The organism is Gordonia sp. WA4-43 (genome assembly GCF_020520305.1).
GTDB lineage: Bacteria > Actinomycetota > Actinomycetes > Mycobacteriales > Mycobacteriaceae > Gordonia > Gordonia hongkongensis.
The window spans coordinates 2,277,587-2,303,292 of record NZ_CP084736.1 but is presented as its reverse complement, the minus strand read 5'-3'; the positions used below and the strand labels follow the sequence as shown (position 1 = coordinate 2,303,292).

At 66.7% G+C, this 25,706-nt stretch carries 27 protein-coding genes; 11 read left to right on the top strand and 16 right to left on the bottom strand.

The genetic code is table 11. The features are described from left to right. Positions 1 to 286 precede the first annotated feature (286 nt). From LEL84_RS10305 to LEL84_RS10285, 5 genes are all read left to right on the top strand, one after another. The gene (locus LEL84_RS10305; RefSeq protein ID WP_319005267.1) at positions 287 to 1,606 is read left to right on the top strand and encodes a cytochrome P450; all 1,320 of its coding nucleotides are present in this window, start codon (positions 287 to 289) and stop codon (positions 1,604 to 1,606) included. Continuing rightward, the gene (locus LEL84_RS10300) at positions 1,603 to 2,052 is read left to right on the top strand and encodes a nuclear transport factor 2 family protein (protein WP_226513974.1); all 450 of its coding nucleotides are present in this window, start codon (positions 1,603 to 1,605) and stop codon (positions 2,050 to 2,052) included. The genes LEL84_RS10305 and LEL84_RS10300 overlap by 4 nt, the downstream gene beginning before the upstream one ends. Positions 2,053 to 2,256: 204 nt before the next feature. Next, the gene (locus LEL84_RS10295) at positions 2,257 to 2,736 is read left to right on the top strand and encodes an RNA polymerase sigma factor (RefSeq protein ID WP_226513973.1); all 480 of its coding nucleotides are present in this window, start codon (positions 2,257 to 2,259) and stop codon (positions 2,734 to 2,736) included. Further along, the gene (locus tag LEL84_RS10290; RefSeq protein ID WP_226513972.1) at positions 2,733 to 3,368 is read left to right on the top strand and encodes a hypothetical protein; all 636 of its coding nucleotides are present in this window, start codon (positions 2,733 to 2,735) and stop codon (positions 3,366 to 3,368) included. Before LEL84_RS10295 ends, LEL84_RS10290 begins: the two co-directional genes overlap by 4 nt. Further along, entirely contained in the window at positions 3,365 to 3,913 is a 549-nt protein-coding gene (locus LEL84_RS10285; RefSeq protein ID WP_226513971.1) for a carboxymuconolactone decarboxylase family protein, read from the top strand. The genes LEL84_RS10290 and LEL84_RS10285 overlap by 4 nt, the downstream gene beginning before the upstream one ends. A 45-nt stretch (positions 3,914 to 3,958) precedes the next feature. Here LEL84_RS10285 and LEL84_RS10280 read toward each other — a convergent pair whose 3' ends face one another. From LEL84_RS10280 to LEL84_RS10270, 3 genes are read right to left on the bottom strand one after another with little or no spacing between them, the layout of a single operon-like run. After that, positions 3,959 to 5,137, bottom strand: coding sequence for a thiolase domain-containing protein (locus LEL84_RS10280; protein WP_226513970.1), 1,179 nt, complete (start codon positions 5,135 to 5,137; stop codon positions 3,959 to 3,961). Between the two features lie 6 nt (positions 5,138 to 5,143). Beyond that, positions 5,144 to 6,187, bottom strand: a complete 1,044-nt coding sequence (locus tag LEL84_RS10275; RefSeq protein WP_226513969.1) for a thiolase domain-containing protein — start codon at positions 6,185 to 6,187, stop codon at positions 5,144 to 5,146. Next, the gene (locus LEL84_RS10270; RefSeq protein ID WP_226513968.1) at positions 6,187 to 7,218 is read right to left on the bottom strand and encodes an OB-fold nucleic acid binding domain-containing protein; all 1,032 of its coding nucleotides are present in this window, start codon (positions 7,216 to 7,218) and stop codon (positions 6,187 to 6,189) included. Before LEL84_RS10270 ends, LEL84_RS10275 begins: the two co-directional genes overlap by 1 nt. Positions 7,219 to 7,309: 91 nt before the next feature. Here LEL84_RS10270 and LEL84_RS10265 point away from each other — a divergent pair, with 91 nt between their 5' ends. Both LEL84_RS10265 and LEL84_RS10260 read left to right on the top strand, forming a co-directional pair. Continuing rightward, positions 7,310 to 8,347: an LLM class F420-dependent oxidoreductase gene (locus LEL84_RS10265; protein ID WP_137810444.1), complete on the top strand. Its 1,038-nt coding sequence runs from the start codon at positions 7,310 to 7,312 to the stop codon at positions 8,345 to 8,347. 235 nt (positions 8,348 to 8,582) lie between these two features. After that, positions 8,583 to 9,212, top strand: coding sequence for a PAS and ANTAR domain-containing protein (locus LEL84_RS10260; protein WP_226513967.1), 630 nt, complete (start codon positions 8,583 to 8,585; stop codon positions 9,210 to 9,212). 47 nt (positions 9,213 to 9,259) lie between these two features. Here the strand turns inward: LEL84_RS10260 and LEL84_RS10255 are convergent, their stop codons facing one another. Continuing rightward, positions 9,260 to 10,081, bottom strand: a complete 822-nt coding sequence (locus LEL84_RS10255) for a crotonase/enoyl-CoA hydratase family protein (RefSeq protein ID WP_058253560.1) — start codon at positions 10,079 to 10,081, stop codon at positions 9,260 to 9,262. Between the two features lie 101 nt (positions 10,082 to 10,182). Here LEL84_RS10255 and LEL84_RS10250 point away from each other — a divergent pair, with 101 nt between their 5' ends. Both LEL84_RS10250 and LEL84_RS10245 read left to right on the top strand, forming a co-directional pair. After that, entirely contained in the window at positions 10,183 to 11,808 is a 1,626-nt protein-coding gene (locus tag LEL84_RS10250; protein WP_078113618.1) for an acyl-CoA synthetase, read from the top strand. Between the two features lie 22 nt (positions 11,809 to 11,830). Next, a complete protein-coding gene (locus LEL84_RS10245) occupies positions 11,831 to 12,970 on the top strand; it encodes an NAD(P)H-dependent flavin oxidoreductase (protein ID WP_226513966.1) in 1,140 nt (379 codons plus the stop codon). A 45-nt stretch (positions 12,971 to 13,015) separates the two neighbouring features. Here the strand turns inward: LEL84_RS10245 and LEL84_RS10240 are convergent, their stop codons facing one another. The 12 genes from LEL84_RS10240 to LEL84_RS10185 all read right to left on the bottom strand — a co-directional run bounded on the left by LEL84_RS10240 (position 13,016) and on the right by LEL84_RS10185 (position 24,357). Further along, positions 13,016 to 13,774, bottom strand: coding sequence for a DUF1275 family protein (locus LEL84_RS10240; protein ID WP_226513965.1), 759 nt, complete (start codon positions 13,772 to 13,774; stop codon positions 13,016 to 13,018). A gap of 548 nt (positions 13,775 to 14,322) precedes the next feature. After that, the gene (locus tag LEL84_RS10235; protein WP_226514242.1) at positions 14,323 to 15,927 is read right to left on the bottom strand and encodes an IS1182 family transposase; all 1,605 of its coding nucleotides are present in this window, start codon (positions 15,925 to 15,927) and stop codon (positions 14,323 to 14,325) included. A 76-nt stretch (positions 15,928 to 16,003) separates the two neighbouring features. After that, positions 16,004 to 16,600 (bottom strand): hypothetical protein, encoded by a 597-nt coding sequence (locus LEL84_RS10230; RefSeq protein WP_226513964.1) that lies wholly within the window; start codon positions 16,598 to 16,600, stop codon positions 16,004 to 16,006. Between the two features lie 142 nt (positions 16,601 to 16,742). Continuing rightward, positions 16,743 to 16,949 carry a hypothetical protein gene (locus LEL84_RS10225; RefSeq protein ID WP_226513963.1) on the bottom strand — a complete coding sequence of 69 codons (207 nt, stop codon included), beginning with the start codon at positions 16,947 to 16,949 and terminating at the stop codon, positions 16,743 to 16,745. 50 nt (positions 16,950 to 16,999) lie between these two features. Next, entirely contained in the window at positions 17,000 to 17,290 is a 291-nt protein-coding gene (locus LEL84_RS10220) for a hypothetical protein (protein WP_205334486.1), read from the bottom strand. After that, positions 17,277 to 17,618 (bottom strand): hypothetical protein, encoded by a 342-nt coding sequence (locus LEL84_RS10215; protein ID WP_205334487.1) that lies wholly within the window; start codon positions 17,616 to 17,618, stop codon positions 17,277 to 17,279. Before LEL84_RS10215 ends, LEL84_RS10220 begins: the two co-directional genes overlap by 14 nt. Then, a complete protein-coding gene (locus LEL84_RS10210; RefSeq protein ID WP_205334488.1) occupies positions 17,615 to 17,887 on the bottom strand; it encodes a hypothetical protein in 273 nt (90 codons plus the stop codon). Before LEL84_RS10210 ends, LEL84_RS10215 begins: the two co-directional genes overlap by 4 nt. Before the next feature lie 50 nt (positions 17,888 to 17,937). Beyond that, the gene (locus LEL84_RS10205) at positions 17,938 to 19,314 is read right to left on the bottom strand and encodes a hypothetical protein (RefSeq protein WP_205334489.1); all 1,377 of its coding nucleotides are present in this window, start codon (positions 19,312 to 19,314) and stop codon (positions 17,938 to 17,940) included. 1 nt (position 19,315) lies between these two features. Further along, positions 19,316 to 19,726: a hypothetical protein gene (locus LEL84_RS10200; protein WP_205334490.1), complete on the bottom strand. Its 411-nt coding sequence runs from the start codon at positions 19,724 to 19,726 to the stop codon at positions 19,316 to 19,318. A gap of 606 nt (positions 19,727 to 20,332) precedes the next feature. Beyond that, on the bottom strand, positions 20,333 to 21,865 hold the full coding sequence (locus LEL84_RS10195) for a long-chain-fatty-acid--CoA ligase (RefSeq protein ID WP_226513962.1): 1,533 nt from the start codon (positions 21,863 to 21,865) through the stop codon (positions 20,333 to 20,335). Further along, a complete protein-coding gene (locus LEL84_RS10190) occupies positions 21,862 to 22,986 on the bottom strand; it encodes an acyl-CoA dehydrogenase family protein (RefSeq protein ID WP_226513961.1) in 1,125 nt (374 codons plus the stop codon). Before LEL84_RS10190 ends, LEL84_RS10195 begins: the two co-directional genes overlap by 4 nt. 168 nt (positions 22,987 to 23,154) lie before the next feature. Further along, a complete protein-coding gene (locus LEL84_RS10185) occupies positions 23,155 to 24,357 on the bottom strand; it encodes an acyl-CoA dehydrogenase family protein (RefSeq protein ID WP_058253575.1) in 1,203 nt (400 codons plus the stop codon). Positions 24,358 to 24,504: 147 nt separating this feature from the next. Between LEL84_RS10185 and LEL84_RS10180 the strand changes: the two genes are divergently transcribed. Both LEL84_RS10180 and LEL84_RS10175 read left to right on the top strand, forming a co-directional pair. Continuing rightward, positions 24,505 to 24,699, top strand: a complete 195-nt coding sequence (locus LEL84_RS10180; protein WP_065629750.1) for a ferredoxin — start codon at positions 24,505 to 24,507, stop codon at positions 24,697 to 24,699. Between the two features lie 82 nt (positions 24,700 to 24,781). Continuing rightward, entirely contained in the window at positions 24,782 to 25,672 is an 891-nt protein-coding gene (locus tag LEL84_RS10175) for a 3-oxoacyl-ACP reductase (RefSeq protein WP_137810435.1), read from the top strand. Positions 25,673 to 25,706 lie beyond the last annotated feature (34 nt).

Here is a 25,706-nt window from a genome sequence, read left to right as displayed (position 1 = left end):
CGACGGCCGTCGAGACCGCTCCATTCAAGCTAGAACACGTTCTATGTTTGCGTCTACGCTGGGGTTGGCGCTGCGCTCGGGGCGTCGTCGCCGGTGGCCGTCCGATGCCTTGCGTCGCTGCTGCACGATGGCAAATGCGGCCGCATTCCGAGAGGAACGTCGCAGGTCGAGGTACCGGGCTCGGATCAAAACTAGAACAAGTTCTCGTCTGGGGGTGTCGTATGCGTCACAGTGTGCTTCAATGTGATTGAAACAGGTTCTAAATCTCACAGCGAGGTGGTGTGACGTGACCCAGGCCCAGAGCGCCCCGATCGGCAGCGAGCCGACCCCGGCGGATTCTGCGCGCACGAGCCCTTCCGACGTAGTCGCGAAGTGTCCGTTCATGGAGCAGGAGGGGTGGGATTTCACCAACCCCGACCTGCTCGAGCAGGGAATCCCCGTGCAGGAGTTCGCGCAACTGCGCAAGACCGCGCCGGTCTGGTGGAATGCCCAGGCACCCGGCAAGGGTGGTGGTTTCCACGACGGCGGCTACTGGGTGATCTCCAAGCACGCCCATATCCGCGAGATCTCGAAGAACAACGAGGACTGGGAAACCAACGCCAACGGCGTCATCATGCGTTTCGAAGACGACATGACCGCCGATCAGATCGAGATCACCAAGGCGCTGCTGATCAACCACGATCCGCCGGAGCACACGCGTCTGCGCAAGCTGGTGTCCAAGCTGTTCACGCCGCGCGCCGTGCACTCCCTCGAGGAGAAGCTCGACGACGCCGCCCGCGACATCGTCGCCAAGGCCGCGGCGAAGGGCAGCGGCGACTTCGTCAAGGACGTCGCTGTCGACCTGCCGCTGCTGGCCATCGCCGACCTGCTCGGTGTGCCGGAGGTGGACAGGGAGAAGCTGTTCGACTGGTCGAACTCGATGATGAACGCCGACGACCCGGACTACACCACGGATCCGCAGCAGGCCAACGCCGAGATCCTCGGCTACGGCTACACGATGGCCGAAGAGAAGCGCAAGAACCCGGGCGAGGACATCGTCACCACCCTGGTGAACGCCGACATCGACGGGCAGTCGCTCGACGAGACCGAGTTCGGGTTCTTCTTCATCCTCCTGACGGTCGCCGGCAACGAGACCACGCGTAACGCCATCAGCCACGGGATGAACGCCTTCCTGGACAACCCGGATCAGTGGGGACTGTTCAAGAAGGAGCGTCCGGCGACGGCCGTCGACGAGATCGTCCGATGGGCGACCCCGGTCAACGCCTTCCAGCGGACGGCCAAGCGCGACACGCAGATCGGCGGCGTCGACATCGCCAAGGGCGAGCGCGTCGGCATGTTCTACGGATCGGCCAACTACGACGAGGACGTCTTCGACGATCCGTTCTCGTTCAACATCATGCGCGACCCCAACCCGCACGTCGGGTTCGGTGGCAACGGCGCGCACTTCTGCGTCGGTGCGAACCTGGCGCGGATGGAGATCAACCTGATGTTCAACGCGCTCGCCGACCTGGTGCCCGACATCACCAAGCTCGCCGCGCCGCGCCGTCTGCGGCACGGCTGGATCAACGGCGTCAAGGAACTCCGCGTCGACTACGGCACCAAGTGACCGCAGCAGAGCAGACACCGGCCTACCTCGGCATCGACCGGGAGAACCATCCCGCAGTCGTGGCGGGGCGTCGTTCGCGTGAGTTCGTGGAATCCAGGGACAAACAGGCCTGGATCGACAACTTCGCGGCAGACGCCACGGTCGAGGACCCGGTCGGCCCGTCGATGTTCGACCCGGACGGCGTCGGATTCCGCGGGCACGAGCAGATCTCGGAGTTCTGGGACAAATCGATCGGGACGACCGAGAGCATCGAGTTCCGCTTCGACGAGGAGATCATCTGCGGGAACGAGGTCGCCTACATCGGCAGCATCGTCACCCACATCGCCGGCCACGTCTCCGAGGCGCGCGGGGTGTTCACCTATCGCGCCGACGCCGACGGCAAGCTGTCGGCGCTGCGCGCCTTCTGGGAGGTCGAGAAGACGATCAACTCGGTACGCAAGGCCTGAGGGTCGCATTACAGTCCGCCGCGGGCGGGACGGGTGACGTCACCTGTCCCGCCCGCGGTCGTTTGCGTGCCGGGTTCTCGCATCCGTCGTTACAGCACATCGGTCGTGCCCGAAGATGGGACGACGGTGTCTCCGAGACGCCGAAGGTGTCGACGACGAAGGGAGAACGACTCGAAGCCGGGCGCGGTCGATCAGTTCGACGCGGTGTACCGCGAACACGTGGCGGCTGTCTGGCGCTACGTGCGGACGCGCGTGCCCGCGACCGTCGACGCCGATGACGTGACCGCGGAGGTCTTCGTCAAGGCAATACGGTCCTGGGACCGTTTCGACAGTCGGCGCGGCAGCGTCGGCGCATGGCTGGTCGGGATCGCGCGGCATGTCGTCGCGGACTGGTGGGCGCGGCAGTCGCGAGAGGTGCCGGTCGCCGAGGTCGAGGTACGAGATGGCGGGATGTCCGCGCCCGATGACGATCCGGAGACCGCGATGTTGCGGGCCGCCGCAGCCGACGACGTACGCAGTCGGTTGGGGGTGCTCACGTCGCGCGAGCGAGAAGCCGTGACCCTCAGATTCGCCACCGAACTCACCTCCGAGGAGATCGGCGCGGCGATGGGGATCTCGGCGACGGCCGCGCGGATGCTCGTGTATCGCGGGGTGGCGAAGTTGAGGGAGGTGATGCCGAGATGACGCCGCATGATCCGGGTGGAACCGGCTCCGGGCCAGGCGAACCCTACGACCCTGCCGATGTCGCGGCGGCCGAACGGCTCGACGCCGTGATCGCGGCCGCTCTCGACGGACGGGGCGTTCCGGGCGTCCGGGACCCCGAAGTCGAGCTGCTCGCCGGTGGTCTCCGGAGGGATCCGCCCGCGTCGACCTACGCCGTGGTCGATCGACGGCTCCGGTCACACCGTCCCGGCCGCCCGCGTCGACGCTGGTCGGCGGCGCAGGTTGCCGCGGCCGTGCTCGGGGCCGTGCTGATCGCCCACGGCGCGGGGAACATGGTTGCCGGCGAGTGGATCTCGACGTCGCTCGGTGAGCCGTACAACGAGCACGCGATGGTCGACGGTGGGTTGGCGTTCATCGCTCTGGGCGCGGCGGTGGCGGTGGCGGCGACGCGCCGGCGCTGGCTGCCCGTCGCCGTCATCGTGGGCGTGCCGCTCGGACTCGTCATGGGCGGGCGTGGTGTCCACGAGGTCGGTGTCTTCGCCTGGGGTGCGGTGGCGCACGGCGCGGCCGGTGTGGCCGCGCTGGTGTTGCTGGTCACCTATTCACTGGGCCGTCGTTACAGCCGGCGGTCGGATCGGGAAGGACGGGTATGAGAGCACTGCATCGAATCCGGAATTATGTACGCGCGATGCGGCGGGCTCGTCGTCATCGCGCCGAACTCGTCGGCCACCTCGCTCGTCGGCCGCTGGTGGCGGGCGGGATCGCCGGGATGGAGAGCGCGATGCTGCTGTCCAACCGGATGGACCCGAAACTCAAAGAACTGGCCGAACTCAAGGCCGCCGGGATGGTCAGTTGCGAGTTCTGCCTCGACATCGGCTCCGCGCTGGCGTCGGGCGCCGGGATCACCGAGCAGCAACTTCGCGATCTTCCGCACTACCAGGAGTCGACGGCCTACACCGATCTGGAGAAACTCGTCATCGGCTACGCCGAGGCGATGACCCGTACGCCGGCCGTCGGCGACGATCTCGCGGACCTGCGCCGCCGGTTGGCCGAACACCTGTCGGAGACCCAGATCGTCGAACTCGCGATGACCGTGGCCTGGGAGAATCAGCGGGCGCGTCTCAACCAGTCGCTGGGTGTGCGACCCACGGGAATGGCCGACGGCCTCGCCTGCGCTGTCCCCGAACGCACTTCGTAGCATTCATGCGCACATATGGCGCGCATGAATGCCACGAAGTTCCGCTCAGTGCAGGGGCTTGTCGGCGCCGACGAGCCACATCGAGAAGTACTGCGAGCCACCGCCATAGGCGTGGCCCAGTGCCTTCCGGGCGTCCGGGACCTGGTGGTCTCCGGCTTTGCCCATGACCTGGATGGCGGCCTCGACGAACCGGATCATGCCCGACGCCCCGATCGGGTTCGACGACAACACACCGCCGGACGCGTTGAGCGGGATGCGCCCGCCGATCTCGGTGTCGCCGGATTCGGTGAGCTTCCACCCCTCGCCCCCGGCCACGAATCCCAGGTTCTCCAGCCACATCGGCTCGAACCAGGAGAAGGGCACGTAGATCTCGGCGGCGTCGACCTCCTCCAGCGGGTTGCTGATGCCGCCGGCCTTCCACAACGCGGCCGCGGCATCGCGACCGGCCTGCGGGCTGACGACGTTGCGGTGCGCGTAGGACAGCGGCTCGGTGCGCATCGCGGTGGCATGGATCCACGCCACCGGATCGCCTGCGGCGATCGCGGCATCGGCGACATCCTCGCTGCCGATGACGACCGCGCAGGCCCCGTCCGACGACGGGCAGGTCTCGTCGTAACGGATCGGGTCCCAGAGCATCTGCGAGCTCATGACCTTCTCGACCGTCTGATCCGGTTGGTGCAGGTGCGCAAGCGGATTCAGCGCGCCGTTACGGCGATCCTTGGCGGCGACCATCGCCCCGATGTGCTCGGGCGCGCCGGACTGCCGGATGTAGGCGCGCACGTGCGGGGCGAAGAAGCCACCCGCGCCGGCGCCCACCGGCTTGGTGAACGGCACCGGGATCGACAGCGCCCACATCGCGTTGGACTCGGACTGCTTCTCCCAGGCGACGGCCAGGACCCGCTTGTGCACGCCCGCGAAGACCAGCGACGCGGCCACATTGGCCGTCGAACCGCCGACCGAACCCGCGGTGTGGACGCGGATGAGGCGTTTGCCGACCGCGCCGATGGCCTCGGCCATCGCGAGCTCCGGCATCATCGACCCCTCGAAGAGGTCCGGGGCCTTGCCGATGACGATCGCGTCGATGTCGTCGAGCGAGACCTTGGAGTCGATCAGCGCGGCGTCGATGGCCTCGCGGACCATGCCCGCCATCGTGACGTCGGACCGCTTCGCGACGTACCGTGTCTGCCCGGTGCCCAGCACCGCGGCACGATTGTTGTGTCCCATCAGTTCTCAGGCCCCCTCGTTGTTCTGGGCACTCAGGGTGACCACCATGTTCTGTTGCAGCAGCGGGCCGCTCGAGGCGTGGGCGACCGCGGTGCCGGCGTTGCCGCCGAGGATCTCGTTGGCCGCGTACCCGATCCGCTGGAGACCTGCGGAGAACAGCGAGTTGCCGGCCAGCGAACCGCCGGACGGATTGATGCGCACCGAGTCGGGGAGTCCGAGCGCGTTGCGGACGATGATCTCCTGGTGCGTGTACGACGCGTTGATCTCGGCGACGTCGACCGCGCGGCTGCGGTCGCCGAAGGCGGTGCCGCCGGCCAGCTTCGTCGACGGTGAGACGGTGAGATCGCGTGCCCCGAAGTTGGGTGTGTCGATGCGGTGATCCCACCCGGTGACGAAGGCAGGGTTGGCCACCAGCTCGCGGGCCTTGCGCTCGCTGGCGATGACGACCGCTGCGGCGGCATCGGTGTACGGCGCGATGTCGTGCTGTCGCAGCGGGTTCGCGACGTACTCACGACCGAGCAGCTCGTCGACGGAACCGCCGAAGGTCCGCGCACCGACCGCGGCCATGTCGGCCTCGGTCCACACGCCCGCGTCGAGGCCGGCGCGAGCCTGCAGGGCGCCGAGCGACCGGGCATCCGGATGCAGCGGGGCGACGGTGTACGGATCGGTCTGCAGGGTGAGCGTCTGGTCGGCGTTGCCGGCGGTGGCCTTGCCGAATCCGTAGGCGAGGGCGAGATCGACCTCGCCCGTTGCGATCTTCACCCACGCCTCGTACAGCGCCCAGGCGCCGTCCATCTCGACGTGGGACTCGTTGATCGGCGGCATCGCACCGATCGAGTCGATCGCGGAGATGAACGAGAATGCCCGTCCGGCAAGGTAATCGGAGGAACCGCTGCACCAGAACTCGATGTCGGTGCGGGCGATGCCGAGCTCAGCGTAGAGCTTGTCGAAGCAGGGGATCAGCATCTCGACGCCGTTGGTGGTGCCGTGGGAGCCGGCGATGTTCGGGCTGTGCGCGAAGCCGATGATCGCGATCGGTGGCAGTGTCATCAGAGGTGGTCCTCATAGGTCTCGTACTCGGCGTCGGGCTCTCCGGTGGGCGCGAAGTGGCTGATGTTGCCGATCGAGTACTCCCATTCGTCCTCGGGGAGCCAGACGGCCTTGACGCGCATGCCCATCCGGACCTCAGAGGCCTCGCAGTCCAGGATCAGGTGCAGGAACGGGATGTTCGCCCCGTCGAGGAGCACGTAGGCCGCCACGTAGGGCGGCTTGATCCGCTGTCCCTGGAAGGGCACGTTGACGATGCAGAACGTGGTGACGATGCCGGTGTGGGCCAGCTCGACGCGCTCGGATGCGGGTGAACCGTCGGCGGGGCTGACGCCGCGGGGCGGGAAGTACACGCGCCCGGCATCGACTCCCGAACCGATGCGGGTGCCGATCAGCTTGCCCGCCTTCAGTCCTTCGAGGTACACGGACTCTTCCTCGTTGGCCGAGTGCGTGATCGCGGTGCTGACCGGGGTGGGGATGACGAGCAGCCCCGCCTCCGCGCCCTGGGGGGCGTCGGCGGTGTTGGCCGGAGCGGTGGCGGGTTTCTCGCCGGGGGCGAAGTACGCGATGTCGTCGATCCGGCCGATGCGCGCGGCGCCGAAGACGGCGTGGACCCGCAGGCCGGTCGACAGGTCGTCGGGCGAGTCGGTCGAAACCGCGTGCAGCAGTGTGGTGTCCGCGCCGTCGAGACGGATCAGCGCCCACGCGAACGGCGTGTCCAACGGTTGGCCCGGCACCGGCTCGGGGTTCCACGTCCACGTGGTCACCGTGCCGACGGTCGACACCTCGACGAACTCGGCGGACTGGGTGCCGGTGACGGGGTCGAACTCGACCGGGGGAACCGACACCTTGCCGTCGCTGCCCTTGGACCCGATGATCCGGCCATCGCGCAACGCGAGCGCGAACTGGCTCAGGACCGGGCCCAGCGACCGTGTGTAGTCGAAGGAGTTGGTCAGGGGAGCGGTCAGGATGGGGGACTTCGGCTCGGGCACCTCGGCGACGGGATTCGGGGCGGCCGGAGACGTTACGCTCATGCTCACATCTTGAGTAGAACACGTTCTAGTATTGGGCACAAGATGCATGTCAGGCCGTGGGAAGCGCGGCCCGGCGAGAAGGGGAGTGGTTGTGAAGCTCGGTCTGCAACTGGGGTACTGGGGTACCGATCCGATTCGCGAAGCGCCGGAGTTGATCGCCACCGCGGAGGAATGCGGGTTCGACGCGGTCTTCACCGCCGAGTCGTGGGGCTCCGACGCGTACACGCCGCTCGCCTGGTGGGGCGCGGCGACCTCGCGCATCCGTCTGGGCACGGCGGTGGCCCAGCTGTCGGCGCGGCCGCCGACCTCCCTCGCCATGCACGCGCTGACCCTCGACCATCTCTCCGGCGGCCGGCACATCGTCGGACTCGGGGTGTCGGGCCCGCAGGTGGTGGAGGGCTGGTACGGCGAACCGTTCGCAAAACCGTTGGCACGCACCCGCGAATACGTGCGCGTCGTGCGGGACGTGCTGGCCCGAGAGGACAAGGTGACCAGCGCGGGTCCGCACTATCCGCTGCCGTACCCGGGCGACGCACCCGGGGCGACCGGACTCGGAAAACCACTCAAGCCGATCACTCATCCGCTTCGCGCCGACGTCCCGATCTGGCTGGGTGCCGAGGGCCCGAAGAACGTCGCGCAGACCGCAGAGATCGCCGACGGCTGGCTGGCCATCTTCTTCAGTCTCGGTCTCGCCGACCAGTACAACGCGTGGCTCGATGAGGGTTTCGCGCGGCCGGGTGCGCGTCGTTCCCGGGAGGACTTCGAGGTGGCCGCGACGGTACAGGTGGTGATCACCGACGACGTGCCCGCGGCCATCGATCGCTACCGGCCGTCGACGGCGCTCTACGTCGGCGGAATGGGCGCCAAGGAGAAGAACTTCCATGCCGAGCTGTACAAGCGGATGGGTTACGCCGACGCCGTCGACGAGATCGTGAGCCTGTTCCTCAGCGGCAAGAAGGCCGAGGCGATCGCCGCAGTGCCCGACGAGATGGTCCGCGAGACGATGCTCGTCGGCACGGCCGACGAGGTGCGCTCTCAGATCAAGGAGTGGGAGGCGGCCGGCGTCACCATGCTCATGGTCACCGCCCGCGACACCGAGACGATCCGGGAACTCGCGACGTTGGTGTGACGACGCACCCGGTGTCGGCGTGTGCCCGACGGGACACGGTATCGGTGATCCGCCGCGTGCGACAGTCGTCGACGACTTCCTAACTGCAGAACCTGCGGCCGTGCATGCCGATCGAACATAGAATTTCTCGCGTGCAGCCAAGTGATCACGGCCCCGTTGCGGAGACGCCGACCACGGACGGGATGGCCTCCCGGCGGGTCGGCAGACCGACCGGTCCGGCCGGATGCCGTCGGGCATGCAACGTATCGGCGACTTCCGCTTCTTCTACGAGGGCGAGAAGTGGGAATGGTCCGATGAGGTCGCCGCCCTGCACGGTTATGCGCCGGGGGAGGTCGAACCGACCACCGAACTCATGCGCCGCCACAAGCACCCCGACGATCGAGCCCACTTCGACGCCGTGCTGGCCGAGATGCTCACCAATCACGCGCCGTTCTCGAGTCGGCACCGCATCGTCGACACGTCCGGGCGGGTCCGACCGGTCGCGGTCATCGCGCATTCCATCACCGACGCCACGCGGCGCGCCATCGGCACCGAGGGCTTCTACCTCGACCTGACCGACGCCGAGATGGCCGTGTGGCAACGGCGGGTCGACGACCAGGTACGAGCCTTCCGCGACAGCAGCGGCGTGATCGAGCAGGCCAAGGGCATGCTCATGCTGGTCTACGGAGTCAACGCCGACCGGGCGTTCGACGTGCTCCGGTGGCGCTCACAGCAGGAGAACGTGAAGATCCGCGACGTCGCCGCAGCCCTCGTCGACGAGATCCAGGCGGGCATGACCATCGAAGAGCATCATCGTCGGCGTCTCGACGAGATCGTGCTGCGCCCACGTAGGTCGTCGGAGGATACGTCGGACGCCGTCCGCTGACCGGGGGCGTCGCGGAAGTCGCTGCGCGGCGCGACCGCCCGGTGCCGCTACTCCCCGGTGAACTCCGGCGTGCGCTTCTCCGCGAACGCGCGGGGTCCGACCTTCGCATCCTTCGACTTGAAGACCGAGATGCCGATCTTCGCATCGATCTCGAAGGCGTCGAGTTCGTGTAGGCCCTCGGTGTCGCGGATGGTCTTGAGGATGCCCTGCACCGCGAGCGGACCGTTGGCCGCGATTTTCCCGGCGAGTTCGAGTGCCTTGTCGAGAGCGGTCCCGTCGTCGACGACATGGCCGATCAGTCCGTATTCGAGCGCCTCGCGCGCGGTGATGTGGCGGCCGGTCAGCAGGATGTCGCACGCCACGGTGTACGGGATCTGCCGGACGAGGCGAACCGCGCTGCCACCCATCGGGTACAGGCCCCAACGGGCCTCGGAGACACCGAACTTCGCGCTCTCGCCGGCGACCCGGATGTCGGTGCCCTGCAGGATCTCGGTACCGCCGGCGATGGCGGGTCCCTCCACTGCGGCGATGAGCGGCTTGGTGAGACGGCGTCCCTTCAGCAGGGCCGGCAACGAGGCCGGATTCCACGCACCGGAGTCGACGGTGTCGCCGGGAGCGTTCTTGTTCATGCTCTTCAGGTCGGCGCCCGCGCAGAAGTACCCGCCGGCGCCGGTGAGGATGGCCACCCGGATGTCGGGATCGGCATCGACCTGGTCCCACGCCTCGGTCATGATCCGCATCATCTCCGTCGACAGCGCATTGCGCGCCTCCGGTCGGTTCATCGTCACGATCAGGATGTGCCCGCGCTTCTCGACGAGGCACTCGGGTGCCTTTTCGGTGACGGACTCGGCGGGGGTTGCTGTGGTCATCGCTGCACTCCGGTGTCGCTGTGCTCGGGTGGTGATCAGGTGATGGTGGCGGGCGCGTATTGCCGCTTGCCCAGAACGATAACACGTTCTAATTTTGAACCATGGCCTACACAATCGCCGACCTCATCGAGCATGCCGTCGACCTTGTTCCCGAGCGCGTCGCGCTCGAGTCGGGCGACCGCTCGCGCTCCTACGCCGACCTGGAGGCGCGTGCCAACGCCCTCGCCCACAAACTCCGGGAACTGGGCGTACAACCGGGCGACCGAGTGGGCCTGTACAGCAGGAACACCATCGAGTCGGTCGAGGCGATGGTCGCCATCTTCAAGGCTCGCGCGGTGATGGTCAACGTCAACTACCGCTACGTCGAAGCCGAGTTGGAACACATCTTCACCGACTCCGGGATGAAGGTGCTGATCCACGAGCGGAGCTTCGCCGGTCGCGTGTGCAACACGTTGCCGAAAGCGCCCGATCTCGAGTACCGCGTCGTCATCGAGGACGGGTCGGACGAGGACCTGTGCTGCGCGGGCCACAGCGATGCGATCCGTTTCGAGGAGGCGATCGCGGCGTCGTCGACCGAACGCGACTTCGAGGAACGCAGCGACGACGACCTGTACATGCTCTACACCGGCGGTACCACCGGGAAGCCGAAGGGCGTGGTGTGGCGGCAGGAAGACGTGTGGCGCGTCCTCGGTGGTGGAATCGACTGGTACACCAGCGAACCCGTACCCGACGAGTGGCATCTTGCCAAGACCGGTGCCGAGGGCGGACAGCTCGTCCGGTACCCGATTCCGCCGTTCATTCACGGCGGCTCGCAGTGGGCGATCTTCCAGTCCCTCTTCGCCGGCGGAAAAGCGGTGGTGTACCCCGAGTTCAGCGGATCGTCGGCGTGGGACATCGTCGAACGACACAAGGTCAACGTCGTGTTCATCACCGGAGATGCGATGGGGCGCCCCATGATCGAGGCGCTGGAGAGCGGTGGGGACCGTGACCTGTCGAGCGTGCTGTCGATCGCGTCGTCGGCCTGCCTGTTCTCACCGAGCGTCAAGGAACAGTTCCTCGACCGGTTCCCGAATTCGGTCATCATCGACGCGATCGGATCGTCGGAGACCGGCTTCGGCGGGATGGGCGTCGTCGCGAAGGACACGCCGCACACCGGCGGTCCGCGGGTGAAGGCGGACAAGGAGACCCACGTCTTGCGGGAGGACGGTACGCCGGTCGAGCCGGGCAGCGGCGAGGTCGGTGTGCTGGCGCGATCCGGCCACGTACCGCTGCGCTACCACAACGACCCGGAGAAGTCGGCGAAGACGTTTAAGGTCTTCGACGGCGTGCGCTACTCGCTGCCCGGCGACAACGCCGTCCTCGAGGCCGATGGCACGATCACCATGCTCGGCCGTGGGTCGGTGTCGATCAACACCGGCGGCGAGAAGGTCTTCCCCGAGGAGGTGGAGGGGGCGCTCAAGGCCCACCCGGACGTGTTCGACACCGTCGTGGTGGGTGTGGCCGATGACCGGTGGGGTCAGCGCGTCGCAGCGGTCATCGCGACTCGGGACGGTGCGCGCCCGTCGCTCACGAGTCTCAACGACGTTGTCCGAAAAGAGTTGGCGGGCTACAAGTGTCCGCGCAGCGTGTGGTTCGTGGACGAGATCAAGCGTTCTCCCGCAGGCAAACCCGACTATCGATGGGGAGCGTCGGTCACCACCGAACGTCCCGCCGACGAGGCGCAGTAGAGCGCCGAAAGGGAGCTGAAACATGCGTACTGAACTGGTCGAGAAGTTCGGCATCGAGTATCCGATCTTCGGATTCACCCCCAGCCAGGACGTGGCGGCGGCGATCAGTCGGGCCGGTGGCCTCGGTGTCCTGGGTTGTGTCCGCTTCAACGAGGCCGAGGAGCTCGACGAAGTCCTGGAGTGGATGCACGAGAACACCGACGGCAAACCGTTCGGCGTCGATGTGGTGATGCCCGCCAAGATCCCGACCGAGGGCTCGAAGATGGACCTCGACTCGATGATCCCGCCGGAGCACCGCGCGTTCGTCGAACGCACGCTCGACGATCTGGGTGTGCCCCCGCTCCCGGGTGGAGACCGGGTCGACGCCGGGGTGCTCGGCTGGTTGCACTCGGTCGCGCGCTCGCATGTCGACGTCGCGATGGAGCATCGTCGTAAGTACGGACAGATCAAGCTGATCGCCAACGCACTCGGCTCGCCGCCGGCCGACGTCATCCAGACCGCGCACGACAACGGCGTCCTGGTCGCCGCGCTCGCGGGCGCGAAAGAGCATGCGCTGCATCACGTCGAGGCGGGCGTCGACATCGTCATCGCCCAGGGCTACGAGGGCGGCGGGCACACCGGTGAGGTCACCTCGATGATCCTGTGGCCGGATCTCGTCGACGCGGTCGGTGACACCGCGCCGGTCCTCGCGGCCGGTGGCGTGGGCAGTGGCCGCCAGATCGCCGCGGCGATCGCGCTCGGTGCGCAGGGCGTGTGGATGGGCACGTACTGGCTGACGGCGGCGGAGTACAAGCTCGGCGTGCCGGAGGGTTCCGACAAGCCGTCGACTGTCCAGCAGGCACTGCTGAAGGCGACGTCGCGGGACACCGTGCGCCGCCGCATCTACTCGGGAAAGCCTGCGCGACTGCTGAAGACGGCCTGGACCGATGCCTGGGACGCCGAGTCCGCGCCCGAACCGTTGCCGATGCCGCTGCAGAACCTCCTCGTCGCCGAGGCGCACGCACGGATCTCACAGGCCGACAATCCCGATGTCGTCGCGATGCCGGCCGGTCAGATCGTCGGACGCTGCAACGCGATCACGCCCGTCGCCGACCTCATCGCCGATCTCGTCAGCGAGTACGACGAGGCCGTAGGGAGGATGAACAAGACGCTGGGCGGCTGACCGGCCTGCCCAGGAGTCGACGCGACCGGCCGACGACGCGGCTGGTCATCTCAGCGGACGTCGGCACGCAAGAACTTGGGATGATCCAGACGCCAGGTGATCGCCGCGGCGACCACCGCGACCACGGCCAGGGTCAGCAGCGAGTTCCGTTCGTCGAAGGCGTTGAACAGCAGGCCGCCGAATCCTGCACCGGCGAGGAATCCCGCGTAGGTGCTCAAGTGAGCGACCCATCCCCATCGCTTGGCGCCCGGACACGTGCAACCCGGCGCCCTGGCCGATTTTCACCAGGGTGCCGGTCACGTAGGACAGAGGCATGACCACCTCGCCCTTGCGGCTGATCGAGGTGTTGAGTGCGCCGAGACCGAAGGCCAGGCAGAGAACCGGGCCGGCGCCGAATTCTCGGTTGCCGTTGTCGAGGTTGATGTCGATGAGCCACGCGGCGATCGTCGAGCCCGCGGTCAGCATTGTCGCCCCGTGCCGGGCCTTGCGCCAGACGTACATCCTGGCCAGGGTGGCCACGAACACGCCGAGAACGAACACCACCACGGTGAGCAGAGCGGTGAAGCCGAGCTGATGGGCCCCCTTGACGTGTTCGAGCACCAGTCGCTCGCTGTTGCCCGTCATGAAGGTCACGTACCACCCGGAGGAGTACAGCCACGCCGCCGCGCCGGTGGCCCCGGCCAACGCGGCGAGGACGGCGGCGAGAATCATTTCCCGCCCGTCGTGGAAGGGGCCCAGCAGCTCCGTTCGGGTTGACTGTCTGCGGGAGTCGGATTCGGGTGCGGTGCGTTCGGCTACGGTCATCGGTCGGCTCCAGTCCTGTCGATAGGGCTGTGGTCGTGATCGGCTTTCGAACGGGGGAGTGCGTCCCGGCGGCATCGGCGGTCTGTCCCGTCGGGGAAGCCCGAATTGAGCGGTTCCCTATCTCCCAGAGCACCGGAAGTCGGCCGTCGGCGCCACGTGAGTCCGACCACATGCGGGACCAGCCGGGCAATCGGTCACCAATCGACCCGTCTTCGGAACCAACGCGGTGGCACGACCGTTGCGTCGTGGCCGCCAGTCGTCTTGATCCCGCGCCAGCGGCCACCCCGCGCTGGTTGAGCCGGCAGGCAGGTGCCCGCGCGGTCGGCCACCCCCGCTGGTTGAGCCGGCACCGAGCGGAGCGAGGAGCCGAGTCGAAGCCACTGGGTGACCGGGCGAGTGTCCCCGACGGAAACGGCCTCGCCGCTTCGCTCAGGCTAGGAGCCTGCTGAATTAGGGTCCAGCCTGGGTTGAGGTTCCTGCTGCGGGGATGTGTCGGTTCCGGGGTGTGGTCGTGGTGATCGATCTAGGTGGGGCGGCGGTGCCGCGGTTCAGGCGGTGGCCAGTGTCCAGGTGCCGTTGGTGGTAGTCAGTCCGAGGGTGATCAGGCGGCGTAGGTTGATCGCGGCGGCGCGGTGGTGCAGCCAGTTGTTGTTGCGTTCGATTCCACGGTAGGGCACCCGCCGGTTACCGCGGGTGAGCCAGGCAATCGTCCGTTCGACCATGGGTCGATGCTGGCGGTAGGTGTCGGCAATAGTGTTGTCAGAGAAGTGTTGTCGGTGTTCGCGCTGGAGTTGGTGGTGTTCGCCGAAACTGATTTTGCGTCCACGAACCGCGGTGGTGCACCGTGCCCGAAGTGGGCAGTCGTGGCAGGCCGCACCGTAGGTGACGTGGCCTTTCGCGCTGACCGGTCGGGTCAGGTTGTTGGGGCAGGTCAATGTGTTCGAGTCGGCGTCGAAGGTGAAATCGTCGACGACGAAACCACCAGCAACCGCCGGCATGTGTGGCTTGGGTTTGATCACCGCGTTCCATCGTGTCCGCGCCAGCGTGGCCAGCATGTCACCGGAGGCATACGCTGAATCACCCAGCACCTCACGATCGTCGGCGTCGTCGGCGACGGTCGGATCGCTCAGCAACAACCGTGCCCCGACTGCTCCGTCGGAAGTGTCCGGACCAGCGGCTTTGGTCATCTCGATCGCGGTGACCAACCCGGTCTCCGGTTCATTGACGATGTGGCCCTTGAACCCGTCCTGCTGGCGTGCCCGGGTTTTGTGGGCGTGCCGGGTGTCGGTATCGACGGTGGAGATCACCCGGTCCGGGGCGGTCCGGGGCGCGATGCGCCAGCGTCCGTCGGTGCCATCAGAACCTGGTGCCGGTTCCACATCCTGGCCGGTCACCAATGCCAGCAATGCCACCGCCTGCGCCTGGGCCTCGTTACTCGGTTCCTTGTCGATGGCCTCGAGGTCCAGACCGTCGAGCACGGCCAACCCATCTTCGACAAGGGCGCTGATCAGGTCCTGTTGAGCACACTCATCATCCCAGGCGATCCGCGGCTTGCCGGGCCGGTCATAGCCGCCGCCGGTCAACGCGGCCAGACGAGTCGCGTGCTGCTCGACCACCACCGCACCACCGTCGACCTCTCGGGCGACCCGCCGGATCGCCGCGATCACCTGGGTGATGGCGTCCTGGCGGGCCACCGCGTCATCGAAGATCGTCGAATCCAGCGCTCGACGACTCTTACCCGCGAGCACCCCGGTGGTGGTGATGACCTCGCGTACCACCTCGAAAATGCGGTGCGGCCGGTCGCTGGCTGCCAGTCGCCGACGCCAGTACGTCAGAGTCGACGGATGAAAACCTTTGTTACCCAACACGAATCCACACGCCGCTTTCCACCGCAGATCGAAAGTGACCGCATCAGCGGCTTCGCGATCGGACAAACCCTGCAGCGTTTGCAGCACGATCACCGACGCCATCGTGGCCGGCGGGATCGACGGACGGCCCCGGCCGCTGGGAAACAGGTCCGCGAACATCTCCGCAGGAAACAACTGCTCGCGATGAGCAGCCAAAAACGCGAACACACTGCCCTCGGCCAGCAAATGCCCGACGACCGAGTTCACATCCAGAAACTCACCCTGACGATCCGGCTCACCCTGCATACCCACCAGGATCCCAGCCCACCAGGCAAACCCGCTCACCCCACACCGAAACGACACCGACTATTTCAGCAGTCTCCTAGGGCGAGGTGTACTCGCCCCACAGGTCGTCGACGATGTCGGCGACGTCGGGCGGGAGGCAACTCGCGTTGGGGCACGGCCCCGGCGGCATGGGGGTCGGTGCGATCAGGGTGCCGACTTCGGCGGGAAGTGTCAGCCGCGTGGTTCGTGCGGTCGACGGCTTTCCGGCCGGGCCCAGCGTGCCCCACTGTTCGACGCCTTCGAACCCCGGCACCGTCGTGCACCCCCAGTACAGGTCGTAGGCGCCGTCGGGCAGGACGGTGGACCCGCTCGGGCCCTCGTCGGTGAACACCTCGAGCGCCACGGTGCGCGTGCCGCCCGGCGCGATCAGTGCGCGCGGGTCGACCGGGTTGACGTATCCGAAGGGTGGTCGCGAGTCGCTGTCGGCCACGGACCCGGCCGGGAGCCCGAACATCTTGCACCCGATCACCGCCGTGGACCGGTTCGTGACGGTCACGGTGACCGAGTTGCCCGACACCGAGGGTGTGATCGTCACGTCGTTCGGTGCAGCGTTCGCGATCGTGGGGGAGAGGATTGCCGCGGTTGCGCATCCGAGTGCGATGCCCAGGGTGCGGAGCAGGTACCTACCGGTCATGGTTTCGAGCCTCTCGTCGGGCGTACCGGTGCCAGTCTCACCCATTCGGAGCGCATCCACCACCAATGGACAGAATCCTCATCGTCCCGGCGGGCGCAGGTGTCGAACCGTGGGGGGTTTGTGAGGCGGCGGGGTCGCTTCCTCAGGCGCTGGCGTACACGAGCAAACCTGCGAGAACCAGTACGTAAGTCAGGCTGCCGGCCACGAGGCCGGTGCCGATCTGGCGGGATGTGCCGGTGACGAGCATTGCCGCGCCGAGGACAAAGAGAAACAGAAACAGGAAGACGTTGGCGACCCACACGAACAGAAACGTGCACGGTGCTGCTGCCAGCGTAATGATCACTGTCATCGGAGTCGCGGGTCCGAAGAATCGGTTGTCGGGTGGCTCATCGCACGGGTTCACGGCCAACCCCCGTAGGGAATGACGGCCACACTCATGGTCACGGTAGCCGTCGTGATCGTGATAACCCAGCTGCGCGCAGCGGGACGTTTGACGATGGCGACGACACACGCGGTGGCCAGCGAGATCGTTACGAGGACGGGGAGAACGCGTGACGTGTCGGAGTTGAGCGCAGCGAGAAAGATCGCGACGGACAGAAGCAACGACACGAGTGTCTGTGCCGCGTAGCTCAATTGGGTTGGCTTGACAGATTCTCCGCCCACAGAGGCGACTTCGTCAGTCACTTCCATGTGACGTTTCTGGGTTGGGCGGAGCCGACAAAGACGATGTCGTGGACGGGCCGTCGCCAGTCTTGACGTAGTCAACGAGTATCAGGATGCCAAGTGCGGCAACGAAGGTGAGGTACGCGACAGTGATCCCGGTACCGACTTGACGAGCCACCCCCCGATTCGCCATGAGCGCGATGCCGACGAATACGAACACGATATTGAGCAATATTCCGATCACCCACAGGTAATTCACCGCAATCAAAGCGAGGGTGATCGCGGCAACGCAGATGTAGGGCGTGATCGGTCCGAAGAATCGGTTGGCCGATTGGCGGTCGTCGCGATTTGTCACATCACACCAGTTATGAGGTAGACGGGCACCGCGGCCGCAATGACCACGCCTCCCCACGAGCGGGTGCGACGAGGTAGGGCAAGGGCGCATCCGATCAGCAACGTCGTCGTGGCCAGCACCAAGGCTATTACGACTCGGTTATCGGCGAATAGGAACGGAACGCCGAAACTCGAACATAGGATCGCAACGACGGTTGCCGTTTGGGCAGCGAAGACGCGTTGACCAGCCTGGTCGTCGGGTGGTGCGTTGCTGCTTGATTCGTTGGTCATGGACGCCGTCCTCATTTTTTGCGGTATCTGTCAAGAACTGGTTTGAATGGTCATTTGGCCTGATTGACCCTAGGAGGGTCGTCCGCACCGCCGAACTCGGTCATCTCGTCGATGGGGTGGGGCGGTGGGCCGTAGACGACAGACCCGGCGTCCTTGGGGAATCGAGATAAGTCTGAGGTGTATTGCCCATAATGATGCTGAGAGGGGAGGTCGCGCAGTGGCCCGTATTCCGTATGATCGCCAGCGTCGTCCTGGAACATTATTCGAGTACGACCGTCAGGCATGTACTGGTACGTCTCCATCGAGGGAAAGTCCGTTCTTTCACCCGATACGCTGGCACCGTCGGCGCCCGGCGTGACAATGGTCTGGCCCCGTACACTCCAACCGATGTCCTCTGTATGAGGTGGCGCCAGGGGATCGGACGCGTCATATTTGATTGCCACGGTACCGTCGGGCAGTTGGCCCGCATGGACGGAAGGTGTTCCGGTCTTGACGTTGCCATCCTCATCGACCGAAGGGTTTTGCCGTGCCACGATCACGCCGTTCTCGTAATCGATGAAGTATGAGACGCGAGCGTCTTCTGGAGCGAAGTTCGGATCGAACCCGCGGGCGTCGCCGAGATTCCTCTTGAGTTCGAACTCGGAGAAGTTCAGCCCTGACACTACGCGCTCGGAGGGAATGAACAGCCCCGTGGCAACGACGCCCTGCCCGGGTACAGGATCGATCTTGATCACGCTGACAACCGGCGGGGCCCCTTTGTTCTTCGGATTGTAACTATGCGGGTCCAATGCAGCGGCGATCCGCCAGTCGTTGTCGCTGACCGGAACTCGATCGTAGACTTCGCGGAATGCGTCCACTTGGTTCGACACGCGTGTCATAGAACCGCTTGATGTGGAGATCGACGCCGGTGTTATTCCGCTCAGCGCAGCCAAAGCGGAGTTGACGGCTGCGCTCGTGTCGCTCACAGCCTGGTCCGCGGCGATACCGAGATTGCGCAAGGCGGTTTGATGTTGAAAGGCGACGTTCGCGTCGTACTCGGCGCCCGGCGGAGCCTTCGCTTTCTCGAAGGTCACCTCGTACTCGCGGCTTCCCCTATTCAGCACATAACCCTGGGACTCTGATGACGTTGTCCCGTTCTCGAGGGCAGTGACTGCTCCTTCGATGGAAAACGCGCCGCGGTTCATCGCATCGGCGAGATCGCCGTATTCGTCCGCGACGCCGCGGAGCCAGCGTGTGATGGCCTCCGCTCGGTCGTCGGCTGGTCCTCTGGCCTTACCCGTCCACTCCGCACCCGTCAGGTTGAGGACTGGGTTTCCAGCCTTGGGTGCCTCGGCGTCGAGACGAGCCTTCATGGCGAACAGTCCATTGGCGATGAACCGGAGTTGATCAGGCGTCCATGCCGTGACCTCGTTGTAGCTCGGCGGCATGCTACCGCGGTCCCCTCTCCGTGACGCCCAGGAGAATTTCGAGCGGAACTGGGTGGTCCGTCAGTGAGCCGGTCCTCGAAGGGAAGGCGATCGCGCTCGAAATGCGGTTCGCTCCGGATTGATCAGTGTCGACGGTGGTGTCGCGGGCGTTGATCACCAACTCAGCAAAAGCAGAGATTGCCTTCGAAGCATTCGACATCGACCTCGTGATCTGCGAATCACCGGAGCTCGCGATATCGCTCATGTCGTCGGTCGCGCCGCGGAATGAGCCGGCGAGCCCACCGAACGTCTGGGTCGCGTAGGTGGTCCCCAGTCCTGCACTGAGGTGCAACCCCCCGATGTTCGAGGCGCACTGTTGTATCTCGATAGCGGCTGTGATTAGCGCCGCCGGATCCACGGTCAGATCTGCCATCGTCTCCCCCCCCGAGAGTGTGCGTAGAAGCTAGCACGATCAGCGCATACCAGAACTGTGCGCTGTCAACGTAGTGCGTGATGATCGCGAATGGGGAACGGTATCCACAGGGGCGCAGAAGATCCGTATGACGTGATGCCCGGAAACCGGGCGTTACGTCATACGGATCCAAACGGGGCCCTTCGTGGCTCGTCGCTTGCGCTCCGCGGACCTCAGGGAGCAGGGGTGCTGTCGCCTTGCGCTCCTCGCAACTCAGGGAGCAGGGGTGCTGTCGCCTTGCGCTCCGCGGACCTCAGGGAGCAGGGGTGCTGTCGCCTTGCGCTCCGCGGACCTCAGGGAGCAGGGGTGCTGTCGCCTTGCGCTCCGCGGACCTCAGGGAGCAGGGGTGCTGTCGCCTTGCGCCCCGCAGACCTCAGGGAGCAGGGGTGCTGTCGCCTTGCGCTCCGCAGACCTCAGGGAGCAGAAGGGCTGTCGCTTCGTTCCTCGCACCTCAGGTAGCAGGGGTGGGTCGCCTTCGCTCGTCAGCTCAGGGAACTGTGCAGGAGCAGGTCTGTTGGTTCTCTCGGATCAGAGCACTGCACGGCCAGGGGAACGGCGGCGGCCGGCCTACGTCGGGGCCCGGTAGGCCCGACCGTCCCGAACCCACGTCGGTGGGGTGGCATCGGAGGCCAGGAGCCGCTTGACGGTCTTGAAGGTCGCGGTCTCGGGGAGTTCGTCGACGAGCCGCACCCGGTGCGGCCACTGTTTCGGGCCGAGATCTTCTTGCGCGGAGAGGAACTGGCTCAAGTCGTCGGCCGTGAGCACGTCGGCGACGAGGACCGCCTCGATCTCGTCACCGATCTCGACCGGCACGCCGTGCACCGCGACCTGCCGTATCGCCGGGTGACGCAGCAGGATTCGCTCGATGGGGCCGGTGCCGATGTTCTCGCCGTCGACGCGCAACCAGTCGCCGAGACGTCCGGCGAAGTGCAGGTAACCGGCGTCGTCGACCCAGGCGAGGTCGCCGGTGTGGTAGATCCCGCCGCGCATGCGGTCCGCGGTGGCGTCGGGATCGTTGTGGTAGCCGGCGAAAAGGCCGGGCCCTGAGAGGTTCACGATCTCACCGACCACGCCGGCCGGAACGGGCTCGGCGGTGTCGACGTCGACGACCGCGGTCGGTTCGCGCAGCGGGCCCAGGGCATCATCGGGTGTGTCGGGGGTGCGCGTGATGGCCACCCCGCCCTCGGTGGATCCGAATCCGTCGACGACGCGGCAGCCGAATCGTTCGGAGAACCGGAGCCGATCGCGGGCAGATGCCTCGTTGCCGTACATGATCCGCAGTGGACTCGCCGCGTCGTCGGGGCGCGGATCGGTCGCGAGGATGTAGTGCATCGGTTTGCCGACGTAGTTGGCATACGTCACGCCGTACCGGTGGACGTCGTCGACGAACCCACGCGCGGAGAAGCTGCGCCGCAACGCGATCGACGCCCCGCCCGCCACCGCGACGCACCACCCGGCGATCATCGCGTTCGAATGGAACATCGGCATCGAGAGATACGCGACATCGTTCGGCCCGATATCGAAGCGATCGGCCAGCATCGGACCGCTGGTCGCGAAGGTCCGGTGCGTACACCGCACGGCCTTCGGGTCGCCGGTCGTCCCCGACGTGAAGATCAGCATCAGCAGGTCGTCCGGCGCCGCGTCGGCAAGGGGTGCCGGCTTACCCGCGATCACCGCGGCCGCCCATTCGGGCGAATCGACATCGACAACGCGGGTTCCGCCCAGGTCGAGGCCGTCCAGCAGATGCCGGGTGTCGTCGCCGCACAGCACGATCTGGCATTCGGCACGGGCGATGTCGGCGGCGAGCGCGTCGCCACGCCGGGTGGTGTTCAGGCCCACCAGCACGAATCCGTGACGTGCCGCCGCGGCGAAGAGCGCGCTGAACACCGGCGTATTCGCCAGCAGCACGCCCACGTGACGCGGGCGGTCATCCGACAACCGGCCGCGCAACACCCCGGCCAGCAACGCCGCATCGGCGAGATGATCGGTCCAGGAGCGAAATCCGTCTTCGAACCAGACCCCGCGGTCGTCGATCTCGATCAGCGGAGCGAGCAGATCGGCGACCGTCGAGGCTTGCGTCGCCGCGACCGGTCGGTTCACGCCGGCGTGGCGGCCAGTTCGGCTCCGATGGCCCGCACCGAGGCGGTCGCGGAACCGAATGCGAACTCGTTGTGCTTGGCGCGCAGGAAGTAACGATGGACCGGGTGACTGGTGTCGAGGCCGACACCACCGTGCACATGTACGGCAGTGTGCGCCACCCGGTGCCCGGCCTCGGCGGCCCAGAACTTGGCGGTGGCGACCGCATTCTGCAGTTCCGGGGTGTGGCCGGTCGAATGGTCGAGCAACCAGGCCGCCTGCGTCGTCGTGAGTGCCAGCCCCTGGGCATCGATGTACCCGTCGGCGAGACGTTGGGCGACCGCCTGGAACGACCCGATGGCGCGGCCGAATTGCTCGCGATCGCGGGCGTACTCGGCGGTGAGCTCGAGGCCGCGTTCGACGACGCCGGTCTGTTCGGCGCAGCAGGCCAGGGTCGCACGCGCGATGAGCGTCGCGGCCGTGTCGGCGCCGCCGTCGAGAACGGCGTCGTCGGACACCGGCGTGCCGTCGAATTCGACCTGCGCCGACGGGATCAGCCCGGTGGCGGGGGTCGGGGTGACGACGACGCCCGGGGCATCGGCGGCCACGACCACCGCGACGACACCGTCGGGTCCGGACGCGGTGACCACGAACATGTCCGCGGCCTCGGCGTAGGGGACGTCGACCTTCACGCCGGTCAGGCCACCGTCGGACGAGAAGGTGGTTGCGGGCGAGGTGAAGTCGGTGGCCAGGTCCTCCTCGACCGCGACCGTGAGCACCGAGTCGCCGGTGGCCCCGGACCCGAGGATCCGCTCCCGGAGTGCCGACGAGCCGTGCGTGGCGATCACCGGAAGGGCGGCGATCGCGTGCGGACCGAACGGTACGCGGGCCAGCACGCGTCCGAGTTCGGTTGCCACGAGCGCATTCTCGACGATCCCGAGGTCGCCGCCGGCATCCCCGGCCGTCTCGGAGGACAACTCGAGGCCCAGGAGTCCGGCGCCGCCGAGTTCGCGCCACAGGTCCGCGTCGAGCGCGGCACGAGCCGTCTCCAGTTCGGCGACCCGCTCGGGGGTGCTGATCGACGTCGCGATGTCGCGGGCCAGCCCGCGGACGTCGGCGCCGGATTCGGGAAGCGAGAAGTCCATGGTGGGTCTCCAGGTTCGGGGTGCGGTTGGTGGTTTCGATACGCCGCGTGCTCGCTGCGCTCGCTCGGGGCTACTCAACCAGCGGGTGGGGCGGGTGCTCGCTGCGCTCGCTCGGGGCTACTCAACCAGCGGGGGCGTGCTCGCTGGCTGCTCAACCAGCGGTCGGGGCTATCTGCGCTGGTGCGGCAGGCCGAGGGCGAGCATCGCAATGATGTCGCGCTGGATCTCGTTGGTGCCGCCGCCGAACGTGAGGATCAGCGACGTGCGCTGGAACCGCTCCAGGCGACCGTTCAGGTGCGCGCCGGTGCTTCCGGTTCGCAGCGTCGCGGCCGGTCCGACGACCTCCATGAGGAGTCGGTAGGCCTCGGTGGCGAACTCCGTGCCGTAGACCTTCGTCGCGGAGGCGTCGGCCGGGCTCGGCGATCCGCCGGAACTCGCGACCGAGGCGATCTTCCAGTTGATCAGCTTGAGGAACTCGACCTTGGCGTGGACGCGGGCCAGGTTCTGCTGCACCCATGGGGCGTCGATCACCCGATGACCGTCGCCGGTCTTGGTCTGCTGAGCCCACGCGATCGTCTCGCGCAGGGCGGTCTGGATCGGCGCCGCGCTGCAGAGCGCGACCCGCTCGTGGTTGAGCTGGTTGGTGACCAGCGGCCACCCGCCGCCCTCCTCGCCGACGATCGACGACGTGGGGACCCGGACGTCCTGGTAGTAGGTCGCGCTGGTGTCCACCCCCGACATGGTGTGCACCGGCGTGTAACTGAAGCCCTCGGCGGTGGTGGGCACGATGAGCATCGAGATGCCCTTGTGCTTCTTGCCGCCCGGTTCCAGCGTCGACGGATCGGTGCGGCAGGCCAACCAGATGTAGTCGGCGTAGGCGACCAGACTGGTCCACATCTTCTGGCCGTTGATGACGTAGTCGTCGCCGTCGCGGACCGCGGTGGTCCGCAGTGCGGCGAGGTCGGTGCCGGCGCCCGGCTCGGAGTACCCGATGGAGAAGTGCAGTTTGCCCGCCGCGATCCGGGGGAGGAAGTACGCCTTCTGCTCGTCCGACCCGTAGTTCATGATCGTCGGCGCCACGGAGTTGATGGTGAGGAACGGGACGGGTGCACCCGCGATCGCCGCCTCGTCGGTGAAGATCAGCTGGTCCATCATCGACCTGTTCTGGCCACCGAACTCGGTGGGCCAGCCCAGGGCGAGCCAGCCGTCGGCGCCCATCTGCGCGACGACGTCACGGTACGCGTCGCCCTCGCCGAGTTCACCGTCGCCGCCCGACAGGGCGGCACGACGTTCCTCGGTCATGAGGCCGGAGAAGTAGTCGCGGAGTTCCCTTCGGAGCTCGGCTTGTTGGTCGGTATAGGCGATGCGCATCGACACTCCAAGGGGTGGATCGGCTAGCGTCCGGTCCCGGCTTATGGTCAAGTTGACAGACGAAGTGCTCGTGCACTTCTGAAACACGTTCTAACCTGTTCTCACAGCCCAGTCAACAGGTGACTTATCGACGAGGAGACGGTTCCGATGCGTATCAAGGCAGATTTCGACCTCTGCGAGTCCAACGCCATCTGCGTGGGGATGGCTCCGGACTTCTTCGATCTGGATGACAACGACTACCTGGTGATTCTCCAAGAAGACATCCCCGCGGACCGTGTCGAGGAACTGCGTCAGGTCGCCGCCAACTGTCCGAAGTCGGCGCTGACCGTCGTCGAGGACTGACCCGAGCGAAAACGCCGATATGTTCCATCCATCCGCGAACCATGCTAGAACAGGTTCTAGTTTTAGCTCAGGAGGAAATCGGGTGGGTTACACGTTGGACGGTCGCGTCGCGGTCGTCACCGGTGCAGGTGCTGGTCTCGGTCGTGCGGAGGCCATCGGACTGGCGGCCGAGGGGGCCACGGTCGTCGTGAACGACCTCCCCGCGGCGCTTGATCAGAGCGACGTGATCGACACGATCACCGCCGCCGGCGGCCGCGCGGTCGCGGTGCCCGGCGACATCGGCGACTCGGCCACCGCCGCCGCCATCATGACGACGGCGACCGACCAGCTCGGCTCGCTCGACATCGTCCTGAACAACGCCGGCGTGGTGCGCGACAAGATGCTGTTCAACATGACCGACGACGAGTGGGACCTGGTGATCCGCGTACACCTGCGCGGACACTTCCTGCTCACCCGCAATGCGGCGGCGCACTGGCGCGCGGCCTCCAAGGAGGCGGGCGGCCCGGTGTTCGGCCGGATCATCAACACCGCCTCGGAGGCCGGGCTGCTGGGTCCCGAAGGGCAGGCCAACTACGGCGCCGCGAAGGCGGGTATCACCGCACTCACGCTGTCGGCCTCGCGTGCCCTCAAGCGATACGGCGTGCGCGCCAACGCGATCTGCCCGCGGGCGCGGACCGCGATGACCGCCGCCGTCTTCGGCGACGCACCCACCGACGGAGTGGACCCTCTCGATCCCGAGCATGTCGTGCGGCTGGTCACCTACCTCGCCGGCTCCGACTCCGACGCCGTCACCGGTCAGGTGTTCGTCGTCTACGGTCCCAAGGTCACCCTGATGGCCGCGCCGACCGTCGACGAGGTCTTCGTCGCCGAGGGTGATGCGTGGTCCGCCGATGACCTCGCGAAGACCCTGACGGGACACTTCGCCGACCGCGATCCGGGACGCACATTCTCGGCAAGCGCTCTGGTCAACTGACCAATTCAGCTCGATTGTGCGTGATAGGTTTCGC